The 25,679-nt window shown below is 66.7% G+C and carries 18 protein-coding genes, 1 tRNA gene and 1 pseudogene; 12 read left to right on the plus strand and 8 right to left on the minus strand.

Annotated elements, in window-relative coordinates; all coding sequences use genetic code 11:
- The 5 genes and pseudogenes from C2862_RS22845 to C2862_RS22865 form a co-directional block, all read left to right on the plus strand.
- Positions 1-682 (plus strand): annotated as a pseudogene (locus tag C2862_RS22845) (DNA polymerase III subunit gamma/tau); the annotation flags it as partial.
- Positions 683-720: 38 nt separating this feature from the next.
- Positions 721-1,050 carry a YbaB/EbfC family nucleoid-associated protein gene (locus C2862_RS22850; protein WP_136222998.1) on the plus strand — a complete coding sequence of 110 codons (330 nt, stop codon included), beginning with the start codon at positions 721-723 and terminating at the stop codon, positions 1,048-1,050.
- 43 nt (positions 1,051-1,093) lie between these two features.
- The gene (gene recR, locus C2862_RS22855; RefSeq protein ID WP_136223000.1) at positions 1,094-1,684 is read left to right on the plus strand and encodes a recombination mediator RecR; all 591 of its coding nucleotides are present in this window, start codon (positions 1,094-1,096) and stop codon (positions 1,682-1,684) included.
- Between the two features lie 111 nt (positions 1,685-1,795).
- The gene (locus tag C2862_RS22860) at positions 1,796-2,932 is read left to right on the plus strand and encodes a glycosyltransferase family 1 protein (RefSeq protein ID WP_136223002.1); all 1,137 of its coding nucleotides are present in this window, start codon (positions 1,796-1,798) and stop codon (positions 2,930-2,932) included.
- Entirely contained in the window at positions 2,919-3,722 is an 804-nt protein-coding gene (locus tag C2862_RS22865; protein ID WP_229467568.1) for a polysaccharide deacetylase family protein, read from the plus strand. The genes C2862_RS22860 and C2862_RS22865 overlap by 14 nt, the downstream gene beginning before the upstream one ends.
- Before the next feature lie 27 nt (positions 3,723-3,749).
- Here the strand turns inward: C2862_RS22865 and C2862_RS22870 are convergent, their stop codons facing one another.
- Complete coding sequence (locus C2862_RS22870; RefSeq protein WP_136223004.1) at positions 3,750-4,031, minus strand: hypothetical protein; 282 nt, start codon at positions 4,029-4,031, stop codon at positions 3,750-3,752.
- A gap of 186 nt (positions 4,032-4,217) precedes the next feature.
- Here C2862_RS22870 and C2862_RS22875 point away from each other — a divergent pair, with 186 nt between their 5' ends.
- Complete coding sequence (locus tag C2862_RS22875; RefSeq protein WP_136223006.1) at positions 4,218-6,620, plus strand: penicillin acylase family protein; 2,403 nt, start codon at positions 4,218-4,220, stop codon at positions 6,618-6,620.
- A 12-nt stretch (positions 6,621-6,632) separates the two neighbouring features.
- Here C2862_RS22875 and C2862_RS22880 read toward each other — a convergent pair whose 3' ends face one another.
- From C2862_RS22880 to C2862_RS22895, 4 genes are all read right to left on the minus strand, one after another.
- Positions 6,633-8,837 (minus strand): putative bifunctional diguanylate cyclase/phosphodiesterase, encoded by a 2,205-nt coding sequence (locus tag C2862_RS22880; RefSeq protein ID WP_373888276.1) that lies wholly within the window; start codon positions 8,835-8,837, stop codon positions 6,633-6,635.
- The gene (locus tag C2862_RS22885) at positions 8,834-11,659 is read right to left on the minus strand and encodes a response regulator (RefSeq protein WP_136223008.1); all 2,826 of its coding nucleotides are present in this window, start codon (positions 11,657-11,659) and stop codon (positions 8,834-8,836) included. Before C2862_RS22885 ends, C2862_RS22880 begins: the two co-directional genes overlap by 4 nt.
- A 185-nt stretch (positions 11,660-11,844) precedes the next feature.
- The gene (locus tag C2862_RS22890; protein WP_136223010.1) at positions 11,845-12,042 is read right to left on the minus strand and encodes a YbdD/YjiX family protein; all 198 of its coding nucleotides are present in this window, start codon (positions 12,040-12,042) and stop codon (positions 11,845-11,847) included.
- Positions 12,042-14,108: a carbon starvation CstA family protein gene (locus C2862_RS22895; RefSeq protein ID WP_136223011.1), complete on the minus strand. Its 2,067-nt coding sequence runs from the start codon at positions 14,106-14,108 to the stop codon at positions 12,042-12,044. The genes C2862_RS22890 and C2862_RS22895 overlap by 1 nt, the downstream gene beginning before the upstream one ends.
- A gap of 360 nt (positions 14,109-14,468) precedes the next feature.
- Here C2862_RS22895 and C2862_RS22900 point away from each other — a divergent pair, with 360 nt between their 5' ends.
- The 3 genes from C2862_RS22900 to C2862_RS22910 all read left to right on the plus strand — a co-directional run bounded on the left by C2862_RS22900 (position 14,469) and on the right by C2862_RS22910 (position 17,805).
- Positions 14,469-15,551, plus strand: coding sequence for an HDOD domain-containing protein (locus C2862_RS22900; protein ID WP_229467569.1), 1,083 nt, complete (start codon positions 14,469-14,471; stop codon positions 15,549-15,551).
- Positions 15,544-17,601 carry a bifunctional diguanylate cyclase/phosphodiesterase gene (locus C2862_RS22905; protein ID WP_136223015.1) on the plus strand — a complete coding sequence of 686 codons (2,058 nt, stop codon included), beginning with the start codon at positions 15,544-15,546 and terminating at the stop codon, positions 17,599-17,601. The genes C2862_RS22900 and C2862_RS22905 overlap by 8 nt, the downstream gene beginning before the upstream one ends.
- Positions 17,602-17,715: 114 nt before the next feature.
- Positions 17,716-17,805, plus strand: a tRNA-Ser gene (locus tag C2862_RS22910).
- 184 nt (positions 17,806-17,989) lie between these two features.
- Here C2862_RS22910 and C2862_RS22915 read toward each other — a convergent pair.
- On the minus strand, positions 17,990-19,735 hold the full coding sequence (locus tag C2862_RS22915; protein WP_168710150.1) for a methyltransferase domain-containing protein: 1,746 nt from the start codon (positions 19,733-19,735) through the stop codon (positions 17,990-17,992).
- Positions 19,736-19,858: 123 nt separating this feature from the next.
- On the opposite strand from C2862_RS22915, the gene C2862_RS22920 reads away from it, so the two are divergent.
- From C2862_RS22920 to C2862_RS22930, 3 genes are all read left to right on the plus strand, one after another.
- On the plus strand, positions 19,859-21,562 hold the full coding sequence (locus C2862_RS22920) for a sensor domain-containing diguanylate cyclase (protein ID WP_136223019.1): 1,704 nt from the start codon (positions 19,859-19,861) through the stop codon (positions 21,560-21,562).
- Between the two features lie 127 nt (positions 21,563-21,689).
- Positions 21,690-22,766 carry a porin gene (locus C2862_RS22925; protein WP_136223021.1) on the plus strand — a complete coding sequence of 359 codons (1,077 nt, stop codon included), beginning with the start codon at positions 21,690-21,692 and terminating at the stop codon, positions 22,764-22,766.
- Between the two features lie 85 nt (positions 22,767-22,851).
- On the plus strand, positions 22,852-23,289 hold the full coding sequence (locus tag C2862_RS22930) for a hypothetical protein (protein ID WP_136223023.1): 438 nt from the start codon (positions 22,852-22,854) through the stop codon (positions 23,287-23,289).
- Between the two features lie 208 nt (positions 23,290-23,497).
- On the opposite strand, the gene C2862_RS22935 is transcribed toward C2862_RS22930, so the two are convergent.
- Positions 23,498-24,544 carry an SDR family oxidoreductase gene (locus C2862_RS22935; protein WP_136223025.1) on the minus strand — a complete coding sequence of 349 codons (1,047 nt, stop codon included), beginning with the start codon at positions 24,542-24,544 and terminating at the stop codon, positions 23,498-23,500.
- Between the two features lie 122 nt (positions 24,545-24,666).
- A complete protein-coding gene (locus C2862_RS22940) occupies positions 24,667-25,674 on the minus strand; it encodes a sulfate ABC transporter substrate-binding protein (protein ID WP_136223027.1) in 1,008 nt (335 codons plus the stop codon).
- Positions 25,675-25,679 lie beyond the last annotated feature (5 nt).

The raw sequence follows: 25,679 nt of genomic DNA on the forward strand, positions 1-25,679 counted from the left end.
CGGCGCCCCATCGGCACCGCCCGCCGCCGCCGCGCAGGGCGCCCGTCCCGGCGCCACGCCGCCACCCTGGTCCGGCGGACAGCAGCCGCAGGCCATGGCGCGTCCGCAGGCGCAGGCCCGGCAACAGGAAGACAACAGCGACGAGCCGCCGTCCTGGGTCACCGAATTTTCCGACGATACCGCGGTGGCCTCCGAGGCTGCCGCTGTTACCGCCCCGGTAAGTGCCCCGCCAGTCGCACGTGCACCGGCCAGGCCGCCGCACGAATACGTCGTGACGCCCGTGCCGGCGCTCGACTGGGACGGCAACTGGCCGGCCCTGGCCGCCGGCCTGCCGCTGCGCGGCGTGTCGCAGCAACTGGCCCTGCAGACCGAGCTGATCGATTGCCACGCCGACGCGGCCTCGGCCGTGTTCAAGCTGCGCGTGCCGGTCGATACCCTGCGCGCCAGCGGCAACAGCGAAAAACTGCAGGCGGCCTTGCAGGAAGTCTTTGCCGGCAAGCGCATCACGGTCGAGACCGAGATCGGGCCGGTCTGGTACACCGCCAGCGCCGAAGCCAAGGCCGCGCGCGAGGAGCGCCAGCGCCTGGCCGAATCCATCGTTGCCGGCGATCCTTTCGTGCAGGACCTCGAGCGTACCTTCGGCGCCTTCGTCGTTCCCGGCTCGGTGCGCCCGCCGGTCTGAGCACCCTTTATATAAACGATTGATTGGAGAACTACACCATGATGAAGAACCAGCTCGCAGGCTTGATGAAACAGGCGCAAGCCATGCAGGACAACATGAAGAAGGCGCAAGAGCAGCTGGCCCAGATCGAAGTCGAAGGCCAGTCGGGTGCCGGCCTGGTGAAGGTCACGATGACCTGCAAGAACGACGTCAAGCGCGTGCAGATCGACCCGTCGCTGCTGGCCGACGACAAGGACATGCTGGAAGACCTGGTCGCCGCCGCTTTCAACGACGCCGTGCGCAAGGCCGAAGCCACCTCCGCCGAGAAGATGAGCAGCCTGACCGCCGGCATGCCTGGCCTGCCGCCCGGCTTCAAGATGCCGTTCTGATCGGCGACACGATTCACAGCCTGACCAGCGCGCACCGCCCCACATGTCCAAGTCCCTCGACTTCCTGACCGAGGCGCTGCGCCGCCTGCCCGGCATCGGCCCCAAGTCGGCCCAGCGCATGGCCTTTCACTTGCTGCAGCATGACCGCGAAGGTGCGGCCATGCTGTCGCGCGCGCTCTACCAGGCGGTCGATTCGGTGCACCACTGCGCCATGTGCAATACCTTCGCCGACACCGAAGTGTGCGAGATGTGCGCCGACGAGGCGCGCGACCGCTCGCTGCTGTGCATCGTCGAGACCCCGGCCGACCAGATCATGATCGAGCAGACCATGACCTACAAGGGCCTGTACTTCGTGCTGATGGGGCGGCTGTCGCCGCTGGACGGCATCGGTCCCAAGGACCTGCACCTCGACAAACTCGTCGGGCGCGCGGCCGACGGCGTCGTCGGCGAAGTCGTACTGGCAACCAATTTCACCAACGAGGGCGAAGCGACCGCCCACTACATCAGCGAAATGCTCAAGGCGCGCGGCCTGAAGGTCAGCCGCCTGGCGCGCGGCGTGCCCGTCGGTGGCGAGCTCGAGTACGTCGACGCCGGCACCATCGCGCGCGCCATGCTCGATCGCCGCAGTGCATAATCTTCTGCCAAGACCTCAGTAGCCGCTAGAGGCGGCAGCCGTTTGCGTGCGCGCAATCGGCATCGAAAGTCCGCTGCTATCGTGGGGTTGACCTTAAGCGGACCTGCGAGCATGCACCTAGTCGACATCACGATGTTCTACGCCGCCGAAGGCAATGGCGTGAGCACCTATTTGAATGCCAAGGCACGCTGGCTGGCGCGGAACAGCCGCGTCCGGCATACCATCCTCAGCCCCAACGTCGACAGCGGCGGCGAAGCGCCGGCCCTGGTGCGCGTGCCCGCGTTCGCGCTGCCGGGCATCAACGGCTTTCGCATGCCGACCTCGGTCCGTGCGCCCGCACGCCTGCTGCGCCAGGCCGCGCCCGACCTGATCGAGGTCGGCGACGCCGGCCACAGCGCCTGGGCCGCCCTGCAACTGCGGCGCCGCCTCGACGTGCCGGCGATCGCCTTCTACCATTCCGACCTGCCGCGCCTGGTGCGTCCGCGTTTCGGACAAACGGCCGAGGGCGTCACCTGCAAATACCTGTCCCACCTGTACCGCCAGTTCGACCTCGTGCTCGCACCCAGCCGCGTCATGGTCGAGCAGCTGCACGCGATGGGCGTGCCCGGGGCCTGCCACCAGCCGCTCGGCATCGACAGCAGTGTCTTTCATCCGGCGCGCCGGGTCGAGACCCTGCGCGCCCACCTGCGCCTGCCAGGCGATGCGCGCCTGCTGGTCTACGCCGGCCGCTTCACTGTCGAGAAGAACCTGCCGCTCCTGATCGAAGCCGTGCGCAAGCTGGGCCGGCCCTATCACCTGGTGATGATCGGCGGCGGGCGCGACCTGCCGCGCTATCCGCAGATCACCTACATGCCCTTCAAGCGCAACCAGCGCCACCTGGCGCGCCTGCTGGCCAGCTGCGACGTGCTGGTCCATCCGGGCGACCGCGAAACCTTCGGCCTGATCGTGCTGGAGGCCATGGCCTGCGGCCTGCCGGTGGTGGCCACCAGCGGCGGCGGAGTGGCCGAGCTGGTCGACGGCGACACCGGCATCCTGGCCCGGCCCAACTGCGTCGACAGCCTGGCCAGCGCCATCGAAGCCATCTACGAGCGCGATCTGGCCCTGCTGGGCGCCAACGCGCGCCGCAAGGCGGCCGAGTACTACGACTGGAACCAGATCCTGCCGCAGGTGATGCGGCGCTACCAGGCCGTGCTCGGCATGCGCGGCCAGGACGAACCCGGAGCGAGGAGCATCTGTGTCACCGATTGAGCGGCATCTGGCGCGTGAAGAAACCGAGGAGCCCATGCTGTGCGTGTCGATCCACGACGTCGCGCCCGGCACCTGGGACGAATGCGCGCGCCTGGCGCGGGCCATGCGCCAGGTGGCCCAGATCCGCCTGACCTGGCTGGTCGTGCCGCGCTACCACGAGCGCCTCGATGACGAAGGCCCCATGCGGCGCGGCCTGGATGCCGCGCTGGCGCACGGCGACGAGCTGGCGCTGCACGGCTATACCCATCTCGATACGGCGCGCACGGCGAGCGGCTTGCGCCAGCGTTTCCTGCGCGGCGTCTACACCCAGCGCGAAGGCGAGTTCGCGGCCCTGGCCGCGGAAGAAGCGCGCGAGCGGATCGCGCTGGGCCTGGAATGGTTCCGCCAGCGCGACTGGCCGGTGGACGGCTTCGTGCCGCCGGCCTGGCTGCTGGGCGACGCCTCCTGGCGCGTGCTGCCCGAATTCGCATTCTCGTACACGACGACCTTCACCCGCTTTCACCTGCTGCGCCAGGGCCGGTCGGTGTTCGCGCCCTCGCTCGTGTACACGGCCAGGAACGCCCTCGGGCGCGCCTTGTCGCCGCTGGCGGCCAGCGCGGCCGCCCGCTGCATGGTGCAGTCGCCGCTGATGCGCCTGTCCCTGCATCCGCCCGATGTGCGTCACCCGCAACTGGTCGCGCATGCCCAGCGCCTGGTCGAGCGCATGCTCGCCACGCGCGAGGCGGTCACGAAAGCCGAGTGTGCGCGGCGGCTGGTGGCGCGCAATCTTGCGTCCGGAACGGTCCTGTAATCCGCGGCCAGACGCCGGAAGCGCCTCTTACCAGCCGCGCCCCCAGAACCCGCCGCCCCAATAGCGTCCGCCCCAGCCCGGGCCGTAGGCCGGATAGCTGCCATAACGCTGCACGTCGTCTTTCGTGCTGAGGTTGATGATGCAGTTGCGCCATGGGTCGGATTGCACGGCAAAGCCGAGCCGTTCGCAGGCCGGTCCATACACGGCGATCATCTCGGTCATTTCCGCCTGTTTGCGTGCCGCGCGTTCCTGAGGAGTGGTGCAGGCGCCCAGCAGCAGCGCTGCCGATAGGATGATGAAGGTACGCATTGCGAGCTCCTTTTGCGGTGAACTTTCCTGGTTTCGAGCTTAGCGCAAGAATCAGAACAGTGCTCGATTCGGTCCAATCGGACAGCCGGCCGCAGCCATGCACCGCACATGAGTGCGTGTGGCGGCCTCCTCGACTATGGTTTTTCTGGCAAGATCATTCGTCCAAAAAAATAACAAGGAGACCACATGCGAGCACGCCGCTGGAAAACCTGGACGGGGCGCCTGGCGCTCATCCTGCTTGGACTGGTGCTGCTGGCCTGCCTCGGCGCCTGGCTGTTGCTGCGCGCCAGCCTGGCGCAAGCCGACGGGACGCGCGATGTGCGTGGCCTGGCGGCCCCGGTGACGGTCGCGCGCGATGCGGCCGGCGTGCCGCTGATCCAGGGCGGCAACCGCCTCGACCTGGCCTATGCGACCGGTTTCGTGCATGCCCAGGAGCGCTTCTTCCAGATGGATCTGCTGCGCCGCACGGCCGGCGGCGAGCTTGCCGAGCTGTTCGGGCCGCGCGCCTTGCCGCTCGATCGCGCGCGCCGCCTGCACCGCTTCCGCGCCCGCGCCGTGCGCGCACTGGCGGCTTTGACGCCGGGCGAACGCGCCTTCGTCGAACGCTACGTCGCCGGCGTCAACGATGGTTTGAACGCGCTCGGCGCGCGGCCCTTCGAATACCTGTTGACCGGTACGCAGCCGAGGCCGTGGCGCGCCGAGGATTCGCTGCTGGCCGTGTGGGCCATGTACATCGACTTGCAGGGCAACCAGGAACCGCGCGAACTGGCGCGCGGCTGGCTGCGCGCGCACAGCGATCCGGCCCAGCTGGCCTTCCTGCTGCCGCAGGCGAGCCGCTGGGACGCGCCGCTCGATGGCGCCGCCGCGCCGAAAGAGGCACCGGCCCCTGACAGCGCGCCTGCCTGGTGGGGCATGGCAGGGGAGCGTCCGGCGTCGCTGGCCTTGCTCGGGCGCGGCGACATGGTCGGCAGCAATAACTATGCGATCGCCGGCAGCCGCAGCGCGACCGGCGCGGCGATCGTCGCCGACGACATGCACCTGGGCCTGCAGCTGCCCAACATCTGGTACCGGCTGGCGCTGGTCTGGCCAAGCGGGCAGGGTGGACAGCGGCGCCTGGTCGGGGTGACGCTGCCGGGCGCGCCGCCCTTGATCATCGCCGGCAGCAACGGCAAGGTGGCCTGGGGGTTCACCAACAGCTATGGCGACTATCTCGACCTGGTCGAAGTCGGCGTCGCGCCGGAACAGCCCGGGATGGTGCGCACGCCGCAAGGCTGGGAAAAGCCCGAGGTGCACGTCGAGACGATCGCCGTAAAAGGCGCGCCGGCCGAACGCCTGACCGTGCGCGAGACGCGCTTCGGACCGCTGCGCGAAGCCGGCGGCAAGACCTACGCGCTGCATTGGGTCGCGCACGCGCCGGGCGCCGTCAACCTGAACCACCTGCGCCTGGAAAGCGCGGACACGCTCGACGCGGCGCTGGCGGTGGCCGCGATCGACGGCATCCCGGCCCAGAATTTCATCGCCGGCGACGCTGCCGGGAACATCGGCTGGACCATCGCCGGCCGCCTGCCGCACCGCCCGGCCGGTATCGACGGTGCCAGCTTTCCCATGCTCGCAGGCGAAGGCGTGGCGACCTGGGACGGCCTGCTCCCGGCCGAAGCGTATCCGCGCGTGCTCAACCCGGCGGACGGCCAGCTCTCGACCGCCAACAGCCGCCAGCTGCTGGGCGGCGCGGGTACGCTGCTGGGCGATGGCGGCTTCGACCTGGGCGCGCGCAGCAGCCAGCTGCGCCAGCGCCTGCACGAGCTCGGGCCGCGCACAGACGAACATGGCGCCTTTGCCGTCGCGCTCGACGACCGTGCGCTGTTCATCGCGTTGTGGCGCCAGCGCGCGCTGAATGTGCTGGACGATGCGGCGCTGGCGGGACAGCCGCGCCGCGCCGAATTCCGGCGCCTGCTGGAGGCCAGCTGGAACGGCCGCGCCGGTGTCGATTCGGTCGGCTACCGCCTGGCGCGCAACTTCATGTGGGCGCTGCACGACATCCTGTTCGCGGGCGTCGACGCGCAGCTCAAACAGCTCGATCCGAAGGCGACGATGGCGCTGGCCAATCCGCGCTGGCCGGCGCTGGTGGCGCGCCTGCTGGACGAACAGCCGGCCGGCTGGCTGCCGCCCGGACAGCGCAGCTGGCGCGACCTGCAATTGGCCGCGATCGACCGCGTGCTGGCGGAGCTGGAACGCGATGGCGTGCCTTTGGCGTCGGCAACCTGGGGCGCGCGCAATACCGCGGCCTTCGCCCATCCGATCGCGCTGGCCGTGCCGGCCCTGGGCAGCTGGCTCGGGGTGCCGCCCGACCAGCTGGCGGGCGATTCCCACATGCCGCGCGTGGCCGGCCCCAAGTTCGGGCAATCGGAACGGATGACGGTCTCGCCGGGACACGAGGAGCGCGGGCTGTACAACATGCCGGGCGGGCAGAGCGGCCATCCCCTGTCGCCCTGGTTCCTGTACGGGCACGCCGACTGGGTGCAGGGCCGGCCGCAGCCGCTGCTGCCGGGGCCGGCGCGCCATACGCTGACGCTGGCCCCGGCGCCTTGACCGTGGTGCTCGTCAGGGTGCAGGCAGGGCAGGCAGCACGGGTGGCGCCGGCAGTACGGCAGGCAGCTGCCGCAGCATCTGCGTGATAGCGTCCGCACTCGACGGGTGGCCGAGGAAGTAGCCTTGCACCAGGTCGCAGCCGAACTGCTCGAGCAGCACCAGCTGCTCGTCGGTCTCGACGCCCTCGGCCACCACCGCCATTTTCAGGCCGTGGGCCATGGCGATGATGGCGCGCGTGATGGCCGCGTTTTCCGAATCCTGGGGCAGGCCGCAGATGAAACTGCGGTCGATCTTCAGGGCGCGCACGTCGAAACGTTTTAGATAATTCATCGACGAGTAGCCGGTGCCGAAATCGTCGATCGACAGGTAGACGCCGATTCCGCGCAGCTGTTCCAGCGTGGCCAGCGTGGCCTTGGCGTCGTCCATCAGCGTGCCCTCGGTCAGCTCGAGTTCGAGCAGCTTCGGGTCGAGTCCCGTCTCGTCCAGCGCCGACAGTACGATCTGCGACAGGTTCTCGTCCTTGAACTGCTTGGCCGAGAGGTTCACCGCCATGCGCACCGAGCGGCGCAGGGCATGCTGCCAGGCGCGCGCCTGGTTGCAGGCGGTGCGCAGCACCCATTCGCCGATCGGCACGATCAGGCCAGTCTCCTCGGCCAGCGGAATGAATTCGGTCGGCGAGATGATGCCGCGCTCCGGATGGCGCCAGCGCACCAGGGCCTCGACGCCGACGATCTCGAGCGAGCGCACATCCAGCTGGGGCTGGTAGAGCAGGTACAGCTCGTCGTTCTGCAGGGCCTTGCGCAGGCCGACCTCGAGCTTCACGTGGCTCATGATCTGCATGGTCAGTGAAGAGCTGTACAGCTTGGCGTTGTTCTTGCCGCAGTTCTTGGCGTGATACATCGCCGTGTCGGCGAATTTGAGTAGTGAATTACAATCATCGCCGTCTTCCGGGAACAATGAGATGCCAATGCTGGCGGTGACGAAGATCTCGTTGCCGTCGATGAGGAAGGGCCGGCGCATTGCTTCCTTCACGCGGTGCGCGACATTCAGCGCATGCTCGACCCGCTCGAGGTCGGGAATCAGGATCGTGAATTCGTCGCCGCCCAGGCGCGCGAACTTGGTGCTTGAAGAATCGTTATCGGGTACGCCGTCGGGCGCCGCTTCGCCGCGCGACACCAGGTCGCTGGGGCGGATCGTCTCGCGCAGGCGTTCGGAGACGATTTTAAGGAGGTGGTCGCCGACATTGTGTCCGAGCGTGTCGTTGATGCGCTTGAAGGCGTCGAGGTCCATGAACAGCACCGCGAACTTCTTGTTGCCTACTTTCGAGCGCTGCAGCTCGCGTTCCAGGGTTTCGAGGAAGGCCTGGCGGTTCGGGATGCCGGTCAGGCTGTCGCAATAGGCCAGGCGCCGGATCTGTTCCTCGCTGCGCTTGCGTTCGCTGATGTCGCGCACCAGGCCGAGCACCTCGGACGGGCCGGTGGCCACCAGGCGCGCCTCGAAATGCTGGGTCGCGCCGAAGCGCAGCAGCTCGTATTCGATCGAGCGGATCTGCTGACTGCGCAGCACTTCGCCCAGCTGCGCCATGACCCGCGCCGCAATGTCCTTGGGCAGCACCTCGGTGATGTGGCGGCCGACGCAGCGCTCGCTGGTAAACGGCACCGCGCCGTCGCGCTCGCGGCTGGGGAAGCCGCGGCCCGGCTCGTAGTCGAGGTAGAAGCCGTCGCCGTTCATGCGGAAGAAGGTGTCCGGAATCGCGGCCAGCACCGCGCGGTTCTGGGCATCGGCAATCCGCAGGCGCGCGATGGCGTCGCTGGCGCGCAGCACGTAGAGCACGCGGTGGCCGAGGATGGGCCAGTTGATCGGTTTCGAGACGAAGTCGGTGGCGCCGGCTTCGTAGGCGCTCGTGACGGCTTCGATGTCGTCGCCGCCGGTGACCATCACGATCGGCACCGAGGCGCCTGGACCCTCGCTACGGCGGATCGCGCGGCAGGCCGCGAAGCCGTCCTGGTGCGGCATCTCGACGTCCATCAGGATGAGGTCGGGGCGGCGTGCCGCGGCCAGCGCCACGGCTTCGCGTCCGTCCGCCGCTTCGATGCCCTCCAACCCGACCTGTTGCAGCATCTCGAGCATCAGAAGGCGCATCACCGGATCGTCGTCTGCGATCAGCACGATACCGCGCTGAGCACCGCGTTGTGGGGAAGGGGAGACTCGCATCATGTTTCCTTCTCTAACAAGCCGTTCAATGAAGCCCGCACTGCCTGGAATTCCTCTTCCATGTCGATGAGCAGGGGCGCCGCGCCGGCCACGCTGGCATTGCGGCCCATCTGTTCGAGGTCCTTGCACAGGCGCGCCAGCGTGTCGGCGCCGACGTTGGCGCTGGCCGACTTCAGGCTGTGCGCGACGCGGCGGATGGTCGCGGCGTCCTGTCCGCCGACGGCTTCGCGCAGCGTGCGCAGGTGCTGGGGTGTGTCGCCGACGTAGGCCGCGACCACCTTCTGCACCAGGGCGTCGCCGCCTTGCTGGCTGAGCGCGCGGATGTTGTCCAGCGCCTTGGCGTTGATGACGTCGCGCTGGATCACTTCGCGCGCCTCCAGGGGCAGGGTCGGCGCAGCTTCCTCGTGGTGCACGCTGGCGCTCAGGGGCAGGGCGATCCAGCGACCGATCACGCCGGCCAGCTCGGCCTGGGTGAAGGGTTTCGACAGGTAGTCGTCCATGCCGGCGGCCAGGCAGGCTTCGCGGTCGCCCTGCAGGGCATTCGCCGTGATCGCGATCACCGGCAGGGTGCGCGGGCGGCCCGCTTCCTGCTCTTCGCGCCGGATCGCGGCGGTCGCCGCGAAGCCGTCCATCACGGGCATCTGGCAGTCCATCAGCACCGCTTCGAAGGCCGTGCTGCGCGTGGCCTCCAGTGCTTCCTGGCCGTTGCGCGCCACCTGCGCCTGCAGGCCCAGGCTCTCGAGCATGGCCTTCGCCACTTCGACGTTCACGGGGTTGTCCTCGGCCAGCAGCACGCGCCGGACACGCAAGTTCGGTGCGCCGCCATCGCTGCGTGGTGCCTGAGGCGGCGGCAGGAACTGCGGCGCCGGAGCGGTGATGCCGCGCGGGCGCGTGCCCAGGCAGGCGAACAGGTCGGCCGCCCGCGCCGGTTCGATCAGCTGGTAAGCCACGCCCGCTTCGCGCCGCTGGACCGGATCGGCCGCCAGGTGCTCGGGGCTGAGAAGGACGATGCGGGTCGGGCGCGTCAGGGGATCGGCCTTGATCGTCGCGGCCAGCAGCAGGCCGCTCGACTGGGTCAGCTCCATGTTGATCACGGCGGCGTCGAAGGCTTGGCCGGCACGCGCGTTGGTGGCCAGGCGGTCGAGCGCGGCGCGCACGCCGGCGGCGCCTTCGCAGGCGAGGTCCCAGGCGGCCAGGTGGCGTTCCAGGGCGATGCGCGTGGTTTCGTCCTCGTCCACCACCAGCACGCGCATGCCGTCGAGCGTGTGCTGCTGGCCGCCAGGGGCGTCAGGGTCGACGCGGCGCTTGTCGAAGCTGACCGTGAACCAGAACACGGAGCCCTGCTTGGCCCCGTTGTCGACCCCGATCGCGCCGCCCATCAGCTCGACCAGCTGCTTCGAGATCGCCAGGCCCAGGCCGGTGCCGCCGAACTTGCGGGTGGTCGAATCGTCGGCCTGCGAGAAGGCCTCGAACAGGCGTCCGCGCGCCTCGCGCGAGATACCGATGCCGGTGTCATGCACCTCGAAGCGCAGCATCACGGCCTGGCTGTCCTCGCTGGCGACGCGCACCCGGGCCACGATGCGGCCCTGCTCGGTGAACTTGATTGCGTTGCCGAGCAGGTTGGCCATGATCTGGCGCAGCCGGTTCGGATCGCCGCAGATCGCCACCGGGATGTCGTTGGCGATGTCGAAGTCGAGCGCGATGCCCTTGTTCTGGGCCTGCGGCGTGTAGACCGTGTGGATGTCTTCCAGCAGGTCCCAGAGGTTGAAGTTGATGTACTCGATGGTGAGCTTGCCGGCCTCGATCTTCGAGAAGTCGAGGATGTCGTTGATGATCACCAGCAGGTGCTCGCCCGAGCGCTTGACCAGGCGCGTGTAGTTGCGCTGGGCCTCGGTGAGATGCGTCCCGAGCAGCATCTCGGTCATGCCCAGCACGCCGTTCATCGGGGTGCGGATCTCGTGGCTCATGGTGGCGAGGAAGGCGCTCTTCGCGCGGCTGGCCGCCTCGGCCGCGTTCTTGGCGCGCTCCAGCTGCTCGGTGCGCACCGACACCTGGCGTTCGAGTTCGTCGCGGTGCAGAGTGAGGGCAGCGCCGCGGCCTTCGATCTGGGCCAGCATGTCGTTGAAACTGTCGATCAGGATGCCGAGTTCGTCGCGCCGTTCGTGCGGCACGCGCAAGGTGTAGTTCTGGCTGCTCGAGACTTCCTGCGCGGTCTGGATCAGGCGCGTCACCGGCGCCGCGATGCTGCGCGTGAAGCGCCGCGCCAGCACCAGCGAGACCAGCAGCGAGGCGCACATGGCCGCCGCCAGCACGGCGCTGCTGCGCAGGATGTCGCGCCACATCGGCAGCAGGTCGACCTCGATCACCAGCACGCCGACCTGGGCCCGGTCGCCCGCGACCTGGCGGTACAGGCGCATGCGCGGCGACCACAGGCGCGCGGTCTCGAGGTTGGCCCGCGCCAGGGCTGCCTCGTCGATCGCAGCGAGCAGCGCGGCCGGCTCCTCGCCCGCGTGGCCGGGCGCGCTGTAGGCGGCAAACAGCTTGCCCTTGCGGTCGTACAGGGCCGCGCGCGAGATTTCTCCTTTCGCTTCGAGCGAGGCGAGCAAGGTGCGCCCCAGGCTGCGGTCGTTGAACACGAGGGCGTCGGCGCTGTTGGCGGCGACCACGCCGGCCAGCGAAGAGAGCTGCCGCCCTTCGTTGGCGCGGCCGTTCAGTACCGAGGCGACGGTAAAGGCGACGAACACGCAGACCAGTGCGACGCCGGTCGACAGCAGCGACATCGTCGTCAGGGTGCGGTACAGGCTGGAGCGCGCGAAGGTCGGCATGGAAGATGGGCAGGAGCGGCATCGTTGAGCGGGCCGGCGCGATGTGCGTGCGCATGCCCTCCTTGCAGAAATGCAAATTCCTGCAGGAAAAAATATTACGTGGGAGGGAGAGGTGTGGCTTTGCGATGGCGCAAAGCAGAAGGGAAGGGGGAGGTGGACGGCAGCGCCGTCCACCGGTACAACAATTAGCAGCAGCCCCCGCTGCGGCCCGAACCATACCGCGCCTCCTGACGCTCGCGGAAAAACTCCTCGTAGGTCATCGGCGTCTTGTCCGGATGCTCGCGCTCCATGTGCGCGAGGTAGGTGTCGTACTCCGGCAGGCCGACCATCAGGCGCATGCTTTGCCCGAGGTACTTGCCGGCCTGGGCGAGGGTGGCAAACATCACTGCACCTGTGCGGCCGGCGCGGCCACGAACGGCGATTCCTTCACCGTCGGGTTGCCGCTGTTGCGGGCGTTGATCACGGTGCGGATGCCGTAGACCAGCACCGCCACGACGACGACCATGAAGAAGCCGCACAGGGTCGCGTCGACGTAGTCGTTGAAGATGATCCTGCGCATCTGGTCGAGCGACTTGGCCGGCGCCAGCACCTCGCCGGCGTCGAGCGCGGCCTGGAACTTCTGCGCATGGGCGACGAAGCCGACCTTCACGTTTTCGTGGAAGATCTTCTGCCAGCCGGCGGTCAGCGTGCAGATCAGCAGCCAGATGGTCGGCACGATCGTGACCCAGGCGTACTGGCCGCGCTTCATCTTGAACAGCACCACGGTGCCCAGCGTCAGCGCGATACCGGCCAGCATCTGGTTGGCGATGCCGAACAGCGGCCACAGGGTGTTGATGCCGCCCAGCGGATCGACCACGCCCTGGTACAGGAAGTAGCCCCAGGCCGCGACGCACAGGCCGGTGGCCAGCAGGTTGGCCGGCAGCGACTCGGTGCGCTTGAGCGATGGCACGAAGGCGCCCAGCAGGTCCTGCAGCATGAAGCGGCCGGCGCGGGTGCCGGCGTCCACCGCGGTCAGGATGAACAGGGCTTCGAACAGGATCGCGAAGTGGTACCAGAAGGCCATCATCGCCTTGCCGCCCACGACGTTGGCCAGGATGTTGGCCATGCCGACGGCCAGGGTCGGGGCGCCGCCGGCGCGCGAGATGATGGTGTGCTCGCCGACGTCCTTGGCGGTCTGGGTGAGCATCTCGGGCGTGATGACGAAGCCCCAGTTCGAGACGGCGGCCGCTGCGCTCTGCGCGGTGGTGCCGAGCACGGCGGCCGGCGCGTTCATCGCAAAATAGATGCCCGGATCGATGGTCGATGCCGCCACCAGCGCCATGATGGCGACGAAGGATTCCATCAGCATCGCGCCGTAGCCGATGAAGCGGGCGTGGGTTTCGTTCTCGATCATCTTCGGCGAGGTGCCCGAGGAGATCAGCGCGTGGAAGCCGGAGACGGCGCCGCAGGCGATGGTAATGAACAGGAAGGGGAACAGGTTGCCCGACCAGACCGGGCCGGTGCCGTCGACGAAGCGGGTCACGGCCGGCATCTGCATGTGCGGCGCAACGATCAGGATGCCGATGGCCAGCGCGACGATGGTGCCGATTTTGAGGAAGGTCGACAGGTAATCGCGCGGCGCCAGCAGCAGCCAGACCGGAATCACGGAGGCGACGAAGCCGTAGCCGATCAGCATCCAGGTCAGTTCGGTGCCGGTGAAGGTGAACATCGGGCCGAGGGTGGGCGAATCGTGCACCCACTGGCCGCCGACGATCGCCAGCATCAGCAGGATGAAGCCGATGAAGGAAATCTCGCCGATGCGGCCGACGCGGACGTAGCGCGAGTAGATGCCCATGAAGAGCGCGATCGGGATCGTCGCCATCACGGTGAAGGTACCCCATGGAGAGCCGGTCAGGGCCTTTACGACGATCAGCGCCAGCACCGCGAGGATGATGACCATGATCATGAAGGTGCCGAAGAGGGCGATCACGCCCGGGATCTCGCCCATTTCGGACTTGATCAGGTCGCCCAGCGAGCGGCCGTCGCGGCGCATCGACATGAACAGGACGATGAAGTCCTGCACCGCGCCGGCGAAGACGACGCCGGCAAGGATCCACATCATGCCCGGCAAATAGCCCATCTGGGCCGCCAGCACGGGACCGACCAGGGGACCTGCGCCGGCAATCGCGGCGAAATGGTGGCCGAACAGCACGTACTTGTTCGTGGGGACGTAGTCGAGACCGTCGTTGTATTTATAGGCGGGGGTCTGGCGGCCCGGGTCGAGGCCCATCACCTTGGTGGCGATGTAGAGGCTGTAAAAACGGTAGGCGATCAGGTAGACGCAGACGGCGGCCGCAACCACCCAGACGGCATTGATGGACTCGCCACGGCGCAAGGCAACGTAAGCGAGCGCACCGGCGCCGAGGAGTGAGAGCGCCGCCCAGCCGAGTCGATTTCCGAGACTTTTCATGGTGGCTCCTGTTAGTTTTTCTCATGAGGGTGCGGCACACCGGCCCTGCTGTCGAGACCGCCAGCGGGGGCGGGTGAGGATCCGACCCATATCTTGCACTAGGTTGGAAATGGCAAGCGCATGATTCTAACTGTCGGGGATGTCGATTCGACTACGTAATAGTACGTAGTCGCTGCGTGGTAAATACGGCCAAAATGTATCCACAGAGAAACATTTCCATTGCTTTTGCGCATATGCTCGACTACTATTGCTTGACTACCTACTCCAAAGACCCCAATGGCCTTGCCGGACCTTGTTTCCTTTCCAACGGTGCGACTGCACCCCATCGCCAATGGCAGGAACGAGTGGGTGGCGCTTGGAATGGATCTCAGGGCCGGGCAGGTCCCGGAACTGATCCCCGCGCTGTTCGGCGCACCCGACCTGCTGGCAGCGATCGCGCCGCTCGACTGCGTGCTGCTCTTGTCCGATCCGGCCCAGCTCACGCCCCCACTGCTGAAGCTGCTGCCGCCGAACCGGATCGTGTTCGGCGTCGCTGCCGCCGCGCTGGCCCAGGAGGGGGCGGCGCAGCAACTGGCCGCCCTGGCCGATGCCGGCTACCGCGTGATGCTCGACGGCCCTTTGCCGCCGGGTGTGGCGCGTCCGGCCAAACTGCGCGCGGTGACGCTGCGCTGCCGTGACGGTGCGCCACCCGCCGCCAGCCTGCTGGCCGTGTTCGGCCCGCACCTGGCGCGCGAGGTCGACAGCGCCGCGCGCTTCGAGGAATGCGAGCGTGCCGGCTTCACCTGGTTCAGCGGCGACTATCCGCTGGCGCAGCAAAGCGGCGGACCCGGCCAGGACGGCAGCTCGCGCCGCCGCATCCTCAGCCTGCTGGCCCTGCTGGCCAGCGACGCCGACTCGCGCGACATCGAACTGCTGCTCAAGCAGGATCCGGCGCTCTCCTTCCACCTCCTGAAACTGGTGAATTCGGCCGCCTTCGCCGTCAACACCGCGATCACCGGTTACGCCCAGGCCATCGCCGTGCTCGGCCGGCGCCAGCTGCAGCGCTGGCTGCAGCTGCTGCTGTACGCGCGCGGCAACGCCGACGGCTTGCCGAATCTGCTGCTGCCACTTGCGGCCCTGCGCGCCGGCCAGCTCGAGATGCTGTGCAAGCGCGACGGCGCCGAGCGCGACGAGCAGGACCTGGCATTCATGACCGGTGCCTTTTCCCTGCTGGACCGCCTGCTCGGCATGCCGATGGCGGACATCCTGGCCGACCTGCCGCTGCCCGACCACGTCGCAGCCGCGCTGCTGCATCGCGAAGGCGTGCTGGGACGGCGCCTGCTACTGGCCGAGCGCGGTCCGGACGCGGCCCTGCTCGACGCCGCCGGGATCGATGCCGCCACCTGGTGGCAAAGCCAGCTGCACGCGCATCACTGGGCGATTCAGGTGGGCCGCAATGTGTGAGACGCTGGTAGTGGGCAGCCATGATTTCGTCGCCTGCAGCGCCGCGCTGAGCGACGCGGTGATGCGCCTGCGCGGCGAAGCGCTGGCCGAAGAACTCGGCCGCATCGCACGCACGCTGCTGGGCTGTGCGGAAGGGCGCTTCCTCGCGGTCGATCCGCTGGCCCCGGCATTTCCCGAGCCGCGCTGCGCGCCGCCCGGCGTGCTGCTGCACGAGGTGCATGCCGAGGGCACCTATCATGGCTGCTATGAAGTCGCGGGCCGCTTCGATTTCGACGAGCAGGACCGGCGTCACCTGGCGGGTCTCGCGTCGCTCACCGGCACGCTGCTGCAGGTGCATTCGCTGGCGCGCCGCGCCACCCACGCCTACGCCGGCATCGAAGCCCAGCTGGCGCACCAGTCGCAGATCCTCGACCAGATCCACGAGTCGGTGCTGACCCTCGACCTGATGGGCTACATCACCAGCTGGAACGGCGGCGCCGAGCGCCTGTTCGGCTACTCCGCGCTGGAAGCGGTGGGCAAGAACATCCTGTTCCTGTATGTGGACGAGGACGAGAGCATTCCGGACGCCTTTGCCGAGGGCGGCGGGCGCATGATGGAAGTGCGGCGCCGGAAGAAATCGGGTGAGGTCTTTTGGGCCAGCCTCTCGCTCACCCCCTTGCGCGACCTCGAGGAGCGTCCGGTCGGCCTGATCGCGTATCTGACCGACATCACCGAACGCAAGCTGGTCGAGGAACGCCTGCATCACCTGGCCTATTACAACGAACTGACCGGCCTGCCGAACCGCACCCTGTTCGCGCGCCTGGTCGACCAGGCGCTGATGGTCGCCCAGCGCAACGTCGCCACCGGCTGCGTGCTGTTCATCGACCTGAATCGCTTCAAGCTGGTCAACGACACTCTCGGCCGACGCCTGGGCGACGAGCTGCTGCGCCAGGTCGCGGCGCGTTTCCGCGCCACCCTGCGCGAGGAAGACGTGGTCGCGCACCTGGCCGGCGACGAATTCGCGGTCGGCCTGTTCGACATCCGCCAGCATTTCGAAGCGACGACGGTCGCGCAGAAACTGCAGGCCGCGCTCGACGCGCCCTTCCTGATCGAAGGCCACGACCTGCGCGTCGGCGCCAGTGTCGGCATCAGCGTCTTCCCGCAGGACGGCGTGGAAGCCGAGACCCTGCTGCGCAACGCCGACATCGCGATGGCGCGCGCGAAAGAGGGCCATGCGGATCCGGACCACAGCGTCGCCTTCTACAGCATGGACATGAACCAGGGCATGCATGAGCGCATGCGCATCGAATCCGGCCTGCGCCACGCGCTCGGCCACGGCGAACTGCTGCTGTACTACCAGCCGAAGTTCGAGATCGGCAGCGACCGCATCGTCGGCGCCGAAGCGCTGGTGCGCTGGTCGCATCCCGAGCGCGGCCTGGTGCCGCCGTCCGAATTCATTCCGCTGGCCGAAACCACGGGCCTGATCGTGCAGGTCGGAGAGTGGGTGCTGGAACAGGCCTGCGCCCAGGCGGCGGTCTGGCAGCGCGCCGGTCTGCGGCCGTTCCGCCTCGCGGTGAACGTCTCGGCCCGCGAATTCACCGAGTCGCTGCCGACCCGCGTCGCCGCAACCCTCGAACGCTATGCGCTCGACCCGTGCTGGTTGGAGCTGGAAATCACCGAGAGCACCCTGATGCACGACATCGACCGCGTCATCGGCATCATGGACCGTATCAATGACTTGGGCGTCGCGCTCTCGCTGGACGACTTCGGCACCGGTTACTCGAGCCTGTCTTACCTGAAGCGCTTTCCGATTCATACGCTGAAGATCGATCGGTCGTTTACGACCGGCATCCCTTCGGATACGAGCGACTGCGCGATTGCGAGCACCATCATCAGTATCGGGCGCCAGCTGGGGCACCGGGTGATCGCGGAAGGTGTCGAGACGCTGGATCAGCTGTCGTTCCTGCGCGATTCGGGCTGTGACGAGGTGCAGGGTTACCTGTATGCGGCGCCGTTGCCGGCGGCGCGGTTCGAGCAAGGGCTGCGAGAGAACTGGCTGTTAGTGGGGTAGGGACTCGGTCGGTTTTGTAGGGTGGGCGGGTCCCCCGCCACGCGGTGATACTCAAGCAGTGATGCTAATTGCCTGCCGTCAGCACAATGATTTATGTATAATGCCGGACTCACAGGAAGCGTGGCCGAGTGGTTGAAGGCAGCAGTCTTGAAAACTGCCGACGGGGGAACCCGTTCGTGAGTTCGAATCTCACCGCTTCCGCCAGGAAATAAAGAAACCGCCGAAAGGCGGTTTTTTATTTCCTGGCGGAAGCGAGGGAGGCGCCTGCGCGCCTCCCGTGTGAGATTCGAAGGGCTGGGCATACTTGCCCAGCCCTCTTCGAATCCGGCCGACTGCTGCCCGCAAGGCGGGCAGCGCCGCGCGCCGAGGGCGCGCGCTGTACCTCTGATCATAAAGCTCGGCCAATGGAAGGCTCCCACCCCCGCAACCCCTGATCCTTCGCCAACCGAATCCGCTGCACCTTCATCGCATCGATGAGATCCAGCGACGACCCCGCATTCTGCAACATCGGCAAGGTTTGCTCCGCCTCAAGAAAAAACCGCCGACGCTCCCCGGCGCCGGCCGACAGAAACGCATCCTCCCACCACTCCCCGATCCGCTCGCTGGCCCGCTCCAGCGCGGCTTGCGTCACCAAACGATTCGACTTCTCGTTGTTGATGCGCTTCGACGCAGGCATCAGATTCCAGGCGTCCCCGCAAGGCCAGGCAGCGAACGGAAAACAATGGTCGATATCGTAGTCATCCCGCAGACGCTGGCCCGACCAGACACAGTAGACGGGCTTGCCCTGGCTCCGCAGCCGTTCGACTGCAGTCCGCGCCAATCTGGTGTCGCGCTCGGGATCCGCCCACGCAAGGAGGGAATACGCAGTCTGACCAATAGTCGGGCCAAGTTGTCCTGAATAGGATTCCATCAGGCGCACCCACTCCCCGATAAGGACTGGTTCGACCCACACGTTATAGTGGCTCAGCGCATCCCAGATCTGAAGGGGGACATGGAATTCGCCGAAGCTCCACAGGAACGGGTCGTCGATCCGCAGGCTTGATGGTGTCGACGTGCGACGCTGGTGCTTGATATGAAAGATGTTGTCATCGCTCGCTGGCCAACGCAGGTATCTGACAGGCATTTCGCGGATCAGCCTGGCAATCTCCCACAGGCTGCCGTGAAGGTGTCGCGCCGTGTCGTCATGGAACTCCATCCCTGCACGAAGGTCCACCGGCCGAATGGAACGCAAGGCAGTGAAGTTACTGGTCACGAAGCCGGGAGTATTTCCAGCTCGGTTAGGTGGCATCTGGGGGAGGCCGCCCTCGATCAGCGGCTTGTACATGCGGAGCCAGAAGAGCGCTACCAGGCCCATTGGCAGGACGACCGAATCCGGCTCATGGCGCGCTGCACCCGCCGCGGTATCGGCGACCCTGGCGAGAATGCGGAGCAGAGCGATCTTGTAGGTCGATGACTTCCCGTCTGTCAGGATCAAGTGACGCAGCAGCGGAAGTGCCCCCAATCCATCATCGGGTAAGCCAAGAACCGCGGTGGCCCACGATATGCCCGGCCGCCCGAGTTTGTCAGGGCTGTCGTCGGTACGCACCAGCCTGAGTCCGAACTGATGGGCCATCGCCGTCAGCTCGGGTAGCGTCACCTCGTACATGGCCCGGTCGGTATCGGGCGGACCGAGGCGAAGGCTGATGGCGATACGTCCATTCGGCGACAGCAGCGTTGCCAGCTTGCGCAGGGCACGCTGGCGTGACGCCGGCGGTACATGCATCCAGACCGCCGAGAGCAGGATCAAATCAAACGTAAGCCCCAGTCTGCGCACCTGGGCCAGGTCTGGCAGGCTGTCGGCAACCCAGTGAATGCGTGGCGAAGGATGGCGCTGACGTGCAAGCGTACGCATTGCTTCCGAGGGCTCGGCAGCGACCACGTCGTATCCCTTGGCCGCAAACCAGGCTGCGTCCCTTCCGGAGCCGGCGCCGACGTCGAGGATCGTCGCGCCGGGCGGTGGCAGGACGTCCAGCAGGGTAGAGTGCACGTGTTCAAATGTAAGCGACTCGTACTGGGCAACGAACTTCTCTGCGTTCTGATCGTAGTGGGAAACGGTCTGCACGTGACCTGCGGTATGTTTTGTCGATTTATTCATTGTAAGCCCAAGCATGCCGCTGGAAGGCAAGCCATCCCGAAAATTGTGCTTTTAAGCACTGTTTTCATTGTCCGGTCCTTCCCGCACAGCTATCATGTCCGATTCATTTGACAACACGTCCACATGAACCACCCGGCCCGCGCTCCAAGGCGCCGCTCCCTGCGCCTGGCAACGATCACCATGCTCATGGTCAGCATCGCCGTCACCCTGACGGTCCTGCTGCACCTCGCCCTGGTCAGCCACTTCGCCCACCAGCAAGCCCGCAAGGAAGCCCAGTTGCGCCTGCAGCAGCTGTCCTGGCAAATGCGCGACTCCCTTAATCGCGTCACGAACAACGCCATCGTCACCGTCAAGCTGCTCGCGGACCTGCCCCAGATACGTTCCTACGACCAGCCCGAGGCCACCCGCAGCGTGCTGGAGTCAATCCAGCGCGAAGTGCCCGACTATGCCTGGATCGGCGTCGTCGATGCCAAGGGCAAGGTGAGGGCGTCGACCGGCCGCATGCTGGAAGGCGCGCAGGTGGAGGCCCGGCCCTGGTTCCAGGCGGGCCTGAAAGGGGCGCACGCCACCGACTATCATCCGGCCCTGCTGCTGAACAAACTCTTGCCGAAAGCGGCCGATCCCTGGCGTTTCATCGACATGTCGGCCCCGCTGCTTGGGGCGGATGGCCAGGTGCGCGGCGTGGTCGGTGTGCACATGAGCTGGCAGTGGGCGCGCAACCGCGCGCGCCAGCTGCTGACGCCGGCCCTGCGCGAGTACGGCGCCGAAGTGCTGGTGGTGCGGGCCGACGGTACCGTCATCCTCGGTCCGGAGCACCTGATCGAAAAGAAGATCGATACCCCGAGCCTGCGCCTGGCCCAGACCGGTGCGACCGGTTCGCTGCGCGAGGAGGGGGCGGACGGCAGAATCTATCTCACCGGTTATAGCCGTACCGGTACGACGGGCGATCCCGCGACCTTGCAGTGGGCGGTGCTCGTGCGGCATACCGAGGATGCGGCGCTGGCCGATGCGCGCGCGCTGGAAGACCGCATGATCGTGCTGAGCGTCCTGATGGCCCTGGTGCTGGCCGGTTGCGCCGCGCTGCTGGCGCGCCGCTTGACGCGGCCCATGGATGCGCTCAGCGGCGCGATCGAGCAGGCGGCCGCAGCCACCCGCGCCGGCGGGCGTCCGCAAGACATTCCGGTGGTGGACGGCTTCCACGAGGCCAATGTGCTGTCGCACGCGATGCGCGAACTGGTACGCAGCGAGGAGGCCCACCGCAGTGCGCTGGAAACGATGAACCAGCAGCTGGAAAGCACGGTCGCCGCGCGTACCGCCGAGCTGCAGGCGCTGCTGCTGCACGATGCCCTGACGGGCCTGCCGAACCGGCGCGCGCTGATGCAGACCCTGCCCGATGCCATGCACCGCGCCGTGCGCGCCGGCAAACCCTGCGCCTTGCTGTTCCTCGACATGGACGGTTTCAAGGGCGTCAACGATACCCATGGCCATGAGGAAGGCGACGAATTGCTGCGCCAGTTCGGCGCCCGGCTGTTTGAAGCGGTGCGCAAGACCGATCTCGTGGCGCGCCTGGCCGGCGACGAATTCGTGGTCGTACTGGAAGGCCTGGCGGATGCGCAAGATGCCCATGAGAAAGCAAACAGCTTGCTGGAGGTGCTGCGCCAGCCTTATGCCTTGCGCCGCGCCAGCGTGACGGTCGGCGCCAGCATCGGTGTCGCCCTGCACCGGCCGGGCGAAGCGCACGATCTCGACGCCTGGCTGGCCCGCGCCGATAACGCCATGTATGCTGCAAAACGCGGCGGCAAGAACGCGGTGGCGCTAGCTGCTTGAGGCTTGACGTATGTACGTCGGAGTCCGCCTACATGAAGACGAGCTTAAGTGGTCAGCGGTATGTGCGACATTCGACAGATGACGCTGCTTTAGAGGCGTAATGTAGAGGCGTAGAGAGGATACGCCGATGCTCAAGTCGTTTGTTACGTGTGCAGTACTGGGTGGAAGTGCCGCGCTTGCCTGCGCGCAGAACGGCGTCACGACGTATGGCGTGATCGATGCCGGGGTGGTCGGGCAGGGCGGATGCGGCAACGCGTGTACGACCCAGGTAGGGAGTGGCCTGGCCTCGGAGTCCCATATCGGCATCCAGGGCAGGGAAGCGGTCGGCAACAACACCTCGGCCATCTTCACCCTCGAGAGCGGCGTCCGGGTCGATACCGGCCGCAGCGACCAGCACGAGCGCCTGTTCGGACGCCAGGCCTTCGTCGGCCTTGCCGGCGAGTTCGGCGCGATCACCATCGGCCGCCAGTACAACCTGCAATACCTGGCGCTGACGGACGTGGCGGACCCCTTCAAGGGCGGAATGTCCGGCAACGCGGGGAACCTGATCGGCGGCGGGCGCCGGGTCGACAACAGCATCCAGTACTTCGGCGCGTTGGCACGTGGCATCTCGGCCGGCGCCTCCTATGCCTACAAGGAAAAGGTCGACACCTCGCCGGCCGGACGCGCCTGGGGCATGACGGTCGGCCTCGAGGCCGGACCGCTGACCGTGCGCGCGGCGCACCAGAACCTGAGCGCCGTGCGCGTCCAGCTCAACAGCAAAACCAGCAACGACACCGTTTCGCGCAACTCGATCCTGGCGGCCAACCTGCGTCTCGGTTGGGGCACGGCCTACACGGCCTACAGCCTGAGCCGCGGCTGGGCCAGTTCGCCGCTCTTCAATCCCGACAATCCCTATGGCGCGGGCCTGGCGCGCACCGCGTCGACCAACAGCCGTGACGTGCTGTTCGGCATGGCGGTGCCGGTCGGCCAGCGCACGACCCTGCTTGCATCCTGGATCCAGAAGGACGACCGCGATCCGGCCAACCAGGACGCCCGGCAGGTCGCGTTCGGCGCCAGCCACGCGCTGTCACGCCGTACCGATTTCTATGCGGCGTATTCGCGCATCCAGAACCGCAATGGCGCGGGTTATACCGTCGGCAATGCCAGTGCGCGCGGCAACGGCAATGCGGCCATCAACGTCGGCATGCGCCACGCTTTCTAGCGCCCTGCGCTGCGCCATGCAGTGCCGAATGGCTGTAGCCTGACATTATCCTGAACTATCCGACAACCATCTTCACGGAGGCATCATGACTGGCATTAGCACACTTGATCCGGACAACTTCCCGGAACGCCCAGACCGCAGCCTTGGCAAGGGCCATGGCACCGACGCACTGGGACCGAGCGATATCTCCGATACCGGCAGCGACGTGGTCGGCGGTCCCGGCTTTTCGGCCAACCTCGACGACGACCAGGTGCTGCACCTGGACGAGGGCACGACTTCCGACCTGGAAGCAAGCCACGCGGGCGACACCGCGGGTCCCGACGTCGGCGACGCGGACTTTTCCGGTGACAGCGATATGGGCGGCACCGGCGAGCGCGCGGCCGCCGGACGCGACACAGTGGCCAAGGATGGCGCCGACATCGATACCGACCGGATCGAGTCGATTCCCGATCTGCCGCTGACGGAAGACGATACCGAGTTCCTGTCGAGCCGGCCGCCGATCGATAAAGACGCGGGGAGGTAGTTCAGGTTTGTAGGGTGGGCACTCGGTGCCCACGGGGTACTGCCCAAGCTAATCCGAAACGTCGCACCTCGGCTGTGGACGTGCCTAACGACGGTGCGGTATGCATAGGCACGACCGCGTGGGCACAGAGTGCCCACCCTACGGCTAGCCACGGCCATCGGCAAAAAAAGACGCGCTAGCTGCGCGTCTTTTTGTTTCTGCAGGGCGCTTAAATCCGCCCCAGCCTGCGCCGTGCCATCCCTGGCTGCGCCAGCTTCCAGGCCGCAAACAGGGCGCCGCCGCTCAGCAGCGCCGTCATCAAGGGCTTCTTGTTCAGGGCCAGGGTCGTGTAGGCCGAGGTTTCCTTGACGCTGCGCTCAGGCATGCCCTGGCGTTCGCGCAGCGCGTGGGTCGGGTCGGGCGCGTGGAGGGCGTCGGGGCGGCCCGGCATTTTGTCCTGTTTCGACTTTTGCTGGCTGAACATGGTCGCCTGGCTGAAACGATCGGTCAGGAATGGCATGCGGGCGCGGCTGGCGGAGATGAACTTCGATGCGCCGCCCACGAACACTTCCCGTTTCGGATGGGAAGCACAATGCAGGATGGCATTGGCAACGATTTCCGGCGCGTACACCGGCGGCGGCAGGGTCGCTTCCTTGTCCATGTAGTTCTTCGCGTGCACCGCGAACAGGGTATCGATGGCCGCCGGCTTGATCAGGGTAACGGAGATCGGCGCGTCTTCCTTCTGCAATTCCATGCGCAGCGAGTCCGTAAACGCTTTGACCGCATGCTTGGAGGCCGAGTACATGCCTTGCAGGGGCACCGGCGTGTCCGACACTTCGCTGCCGACATTGATCAGCGCACCGCCACCGCGCTGCTTCAGGCGCTTGACGGCTTCCAGCGAGCCATGCACGACGCCCCAGAAATTGGTCTGGAACAGGCGCTGGTGGTCTTCCAGCGTCACCTCTTCGAGGCGGCCGAAAGTGCCGACGCCGGCATTGTTAATCCATGTATCGATGCGGCCGAAGCGCTCCATCGCGGTCTGGCCGATGCGCTCGACGTCCTGCACATTGCCGACGTCGGCTGCGACGGTAGCGACCTGGCAGCCCTGGCGCCGCAGTTCGCTGGCCAGCTGGTCGAGCGCCTCGCCGTTGCGCGAAGCCAGCACGAGTTTTGCGCCCTGTTCGGCGGCCATGCGGGCGGTGGTAAGACCGATACCGCTGCTGGCGCCGGTAATGACGATGACTTGTTCGTTGATCTTGCGAAGAGTTGCTGACATGTCGTCTTCCTTTCCTAGGGGTAGTGCAGGAAGGACTGTCTCGATGGATACTCAACAGCATCCCCGGCGACAGACCACGATTAGCAAATCAACACAGTCGTGGTCGTGCGCCGGATTTCAAGTCATTTTTTGCCGGGCTGGTAAATCTGGTCAAACACGCCGCCGTCGGCGAAGTGGGCCTTCTGTGCATTGGTCCAGTTACCGGCCACCTGGTCGAGCGTGAACAGCTTGATGTTCGGGAACTGCGAAGCGTACTTGCGCGAGAATTTCTCGACCGCCGGACGGTAGTAATTCTTGGCGATGATGTCCTGGCCTTCGTCGCTGTACAGGTATTCCAGGTAGGCCTGGGCCACCTGGCGCGTGCCGCGCTTGTCGGCGACCTTGTCGACCACGGCGACCGGCGGTTCGGCCAGGATACTCACCGATGGCGCCACGATCTCGAACTTGCCCGGACCGAGTTCGCGCAGGGCCAGCAGGGCTTCGTTTTCCCAGGCCAGCAGCACGTCGCCGATGCCGCGTTCGACAAAGGTGGTGGTGGCGCCGCGCGCGCCCGAATCGAGCACCGGCACGTTCTTGTACAGCTTGCTGATGAAGTCGCGTGCGCTGGCTTCGTTACCGCCCGGCTGGCGCAGGGCATAGCCCCAGGCCGCGAGGTGGTTCCAGCGGGCGCCGCCCGAGGTCTTCGGATTCGGGGTGATGACGGACACGCCCGGCTTCACGAGGTCGCCCCAGTCGCGGATAGCCTTCGGGTTGCCCTTGCGCACCAGGAACACGATGGTCGAGGTGTAGGGCGAACTGCGGTACTTCAGGCGATCCTGCCAGTTGTGCGCGATAAGGCCGCGTTCACTGATAGCATCGATGTCATAGGCCAGTGCCAGTGTGACAACGTCGGCCGAGAGGCCATCGATCACGGCGCGCGCCTGCTTGCCCGAGCCGCCGTGCGACTGCTTCACCGTGACGTTGTCGCCGGTCTTGGTCTTCCAGTACTTGGCGAAGGCTGCGTCGTAATCCTGGTAGAGCTCGCGCGTCGGATCGTAGGACACGTTCAGCAGCGATACGTCGGCAGCGAAAGCAGGCGCCTGGGCCAGCACTGCGACTGCGACCAGGGATTGAACGATTTTCTTGAACATACGTT

Source organism: Massilia sp. Mn16-1_5 (genome assembly GCF_004798585.1).
Lineage (GTDB): Bacteria > Pseudomonadota > Gammaproteobacteria > Burkholderiales > Burkholderiaceae_D > Telluria.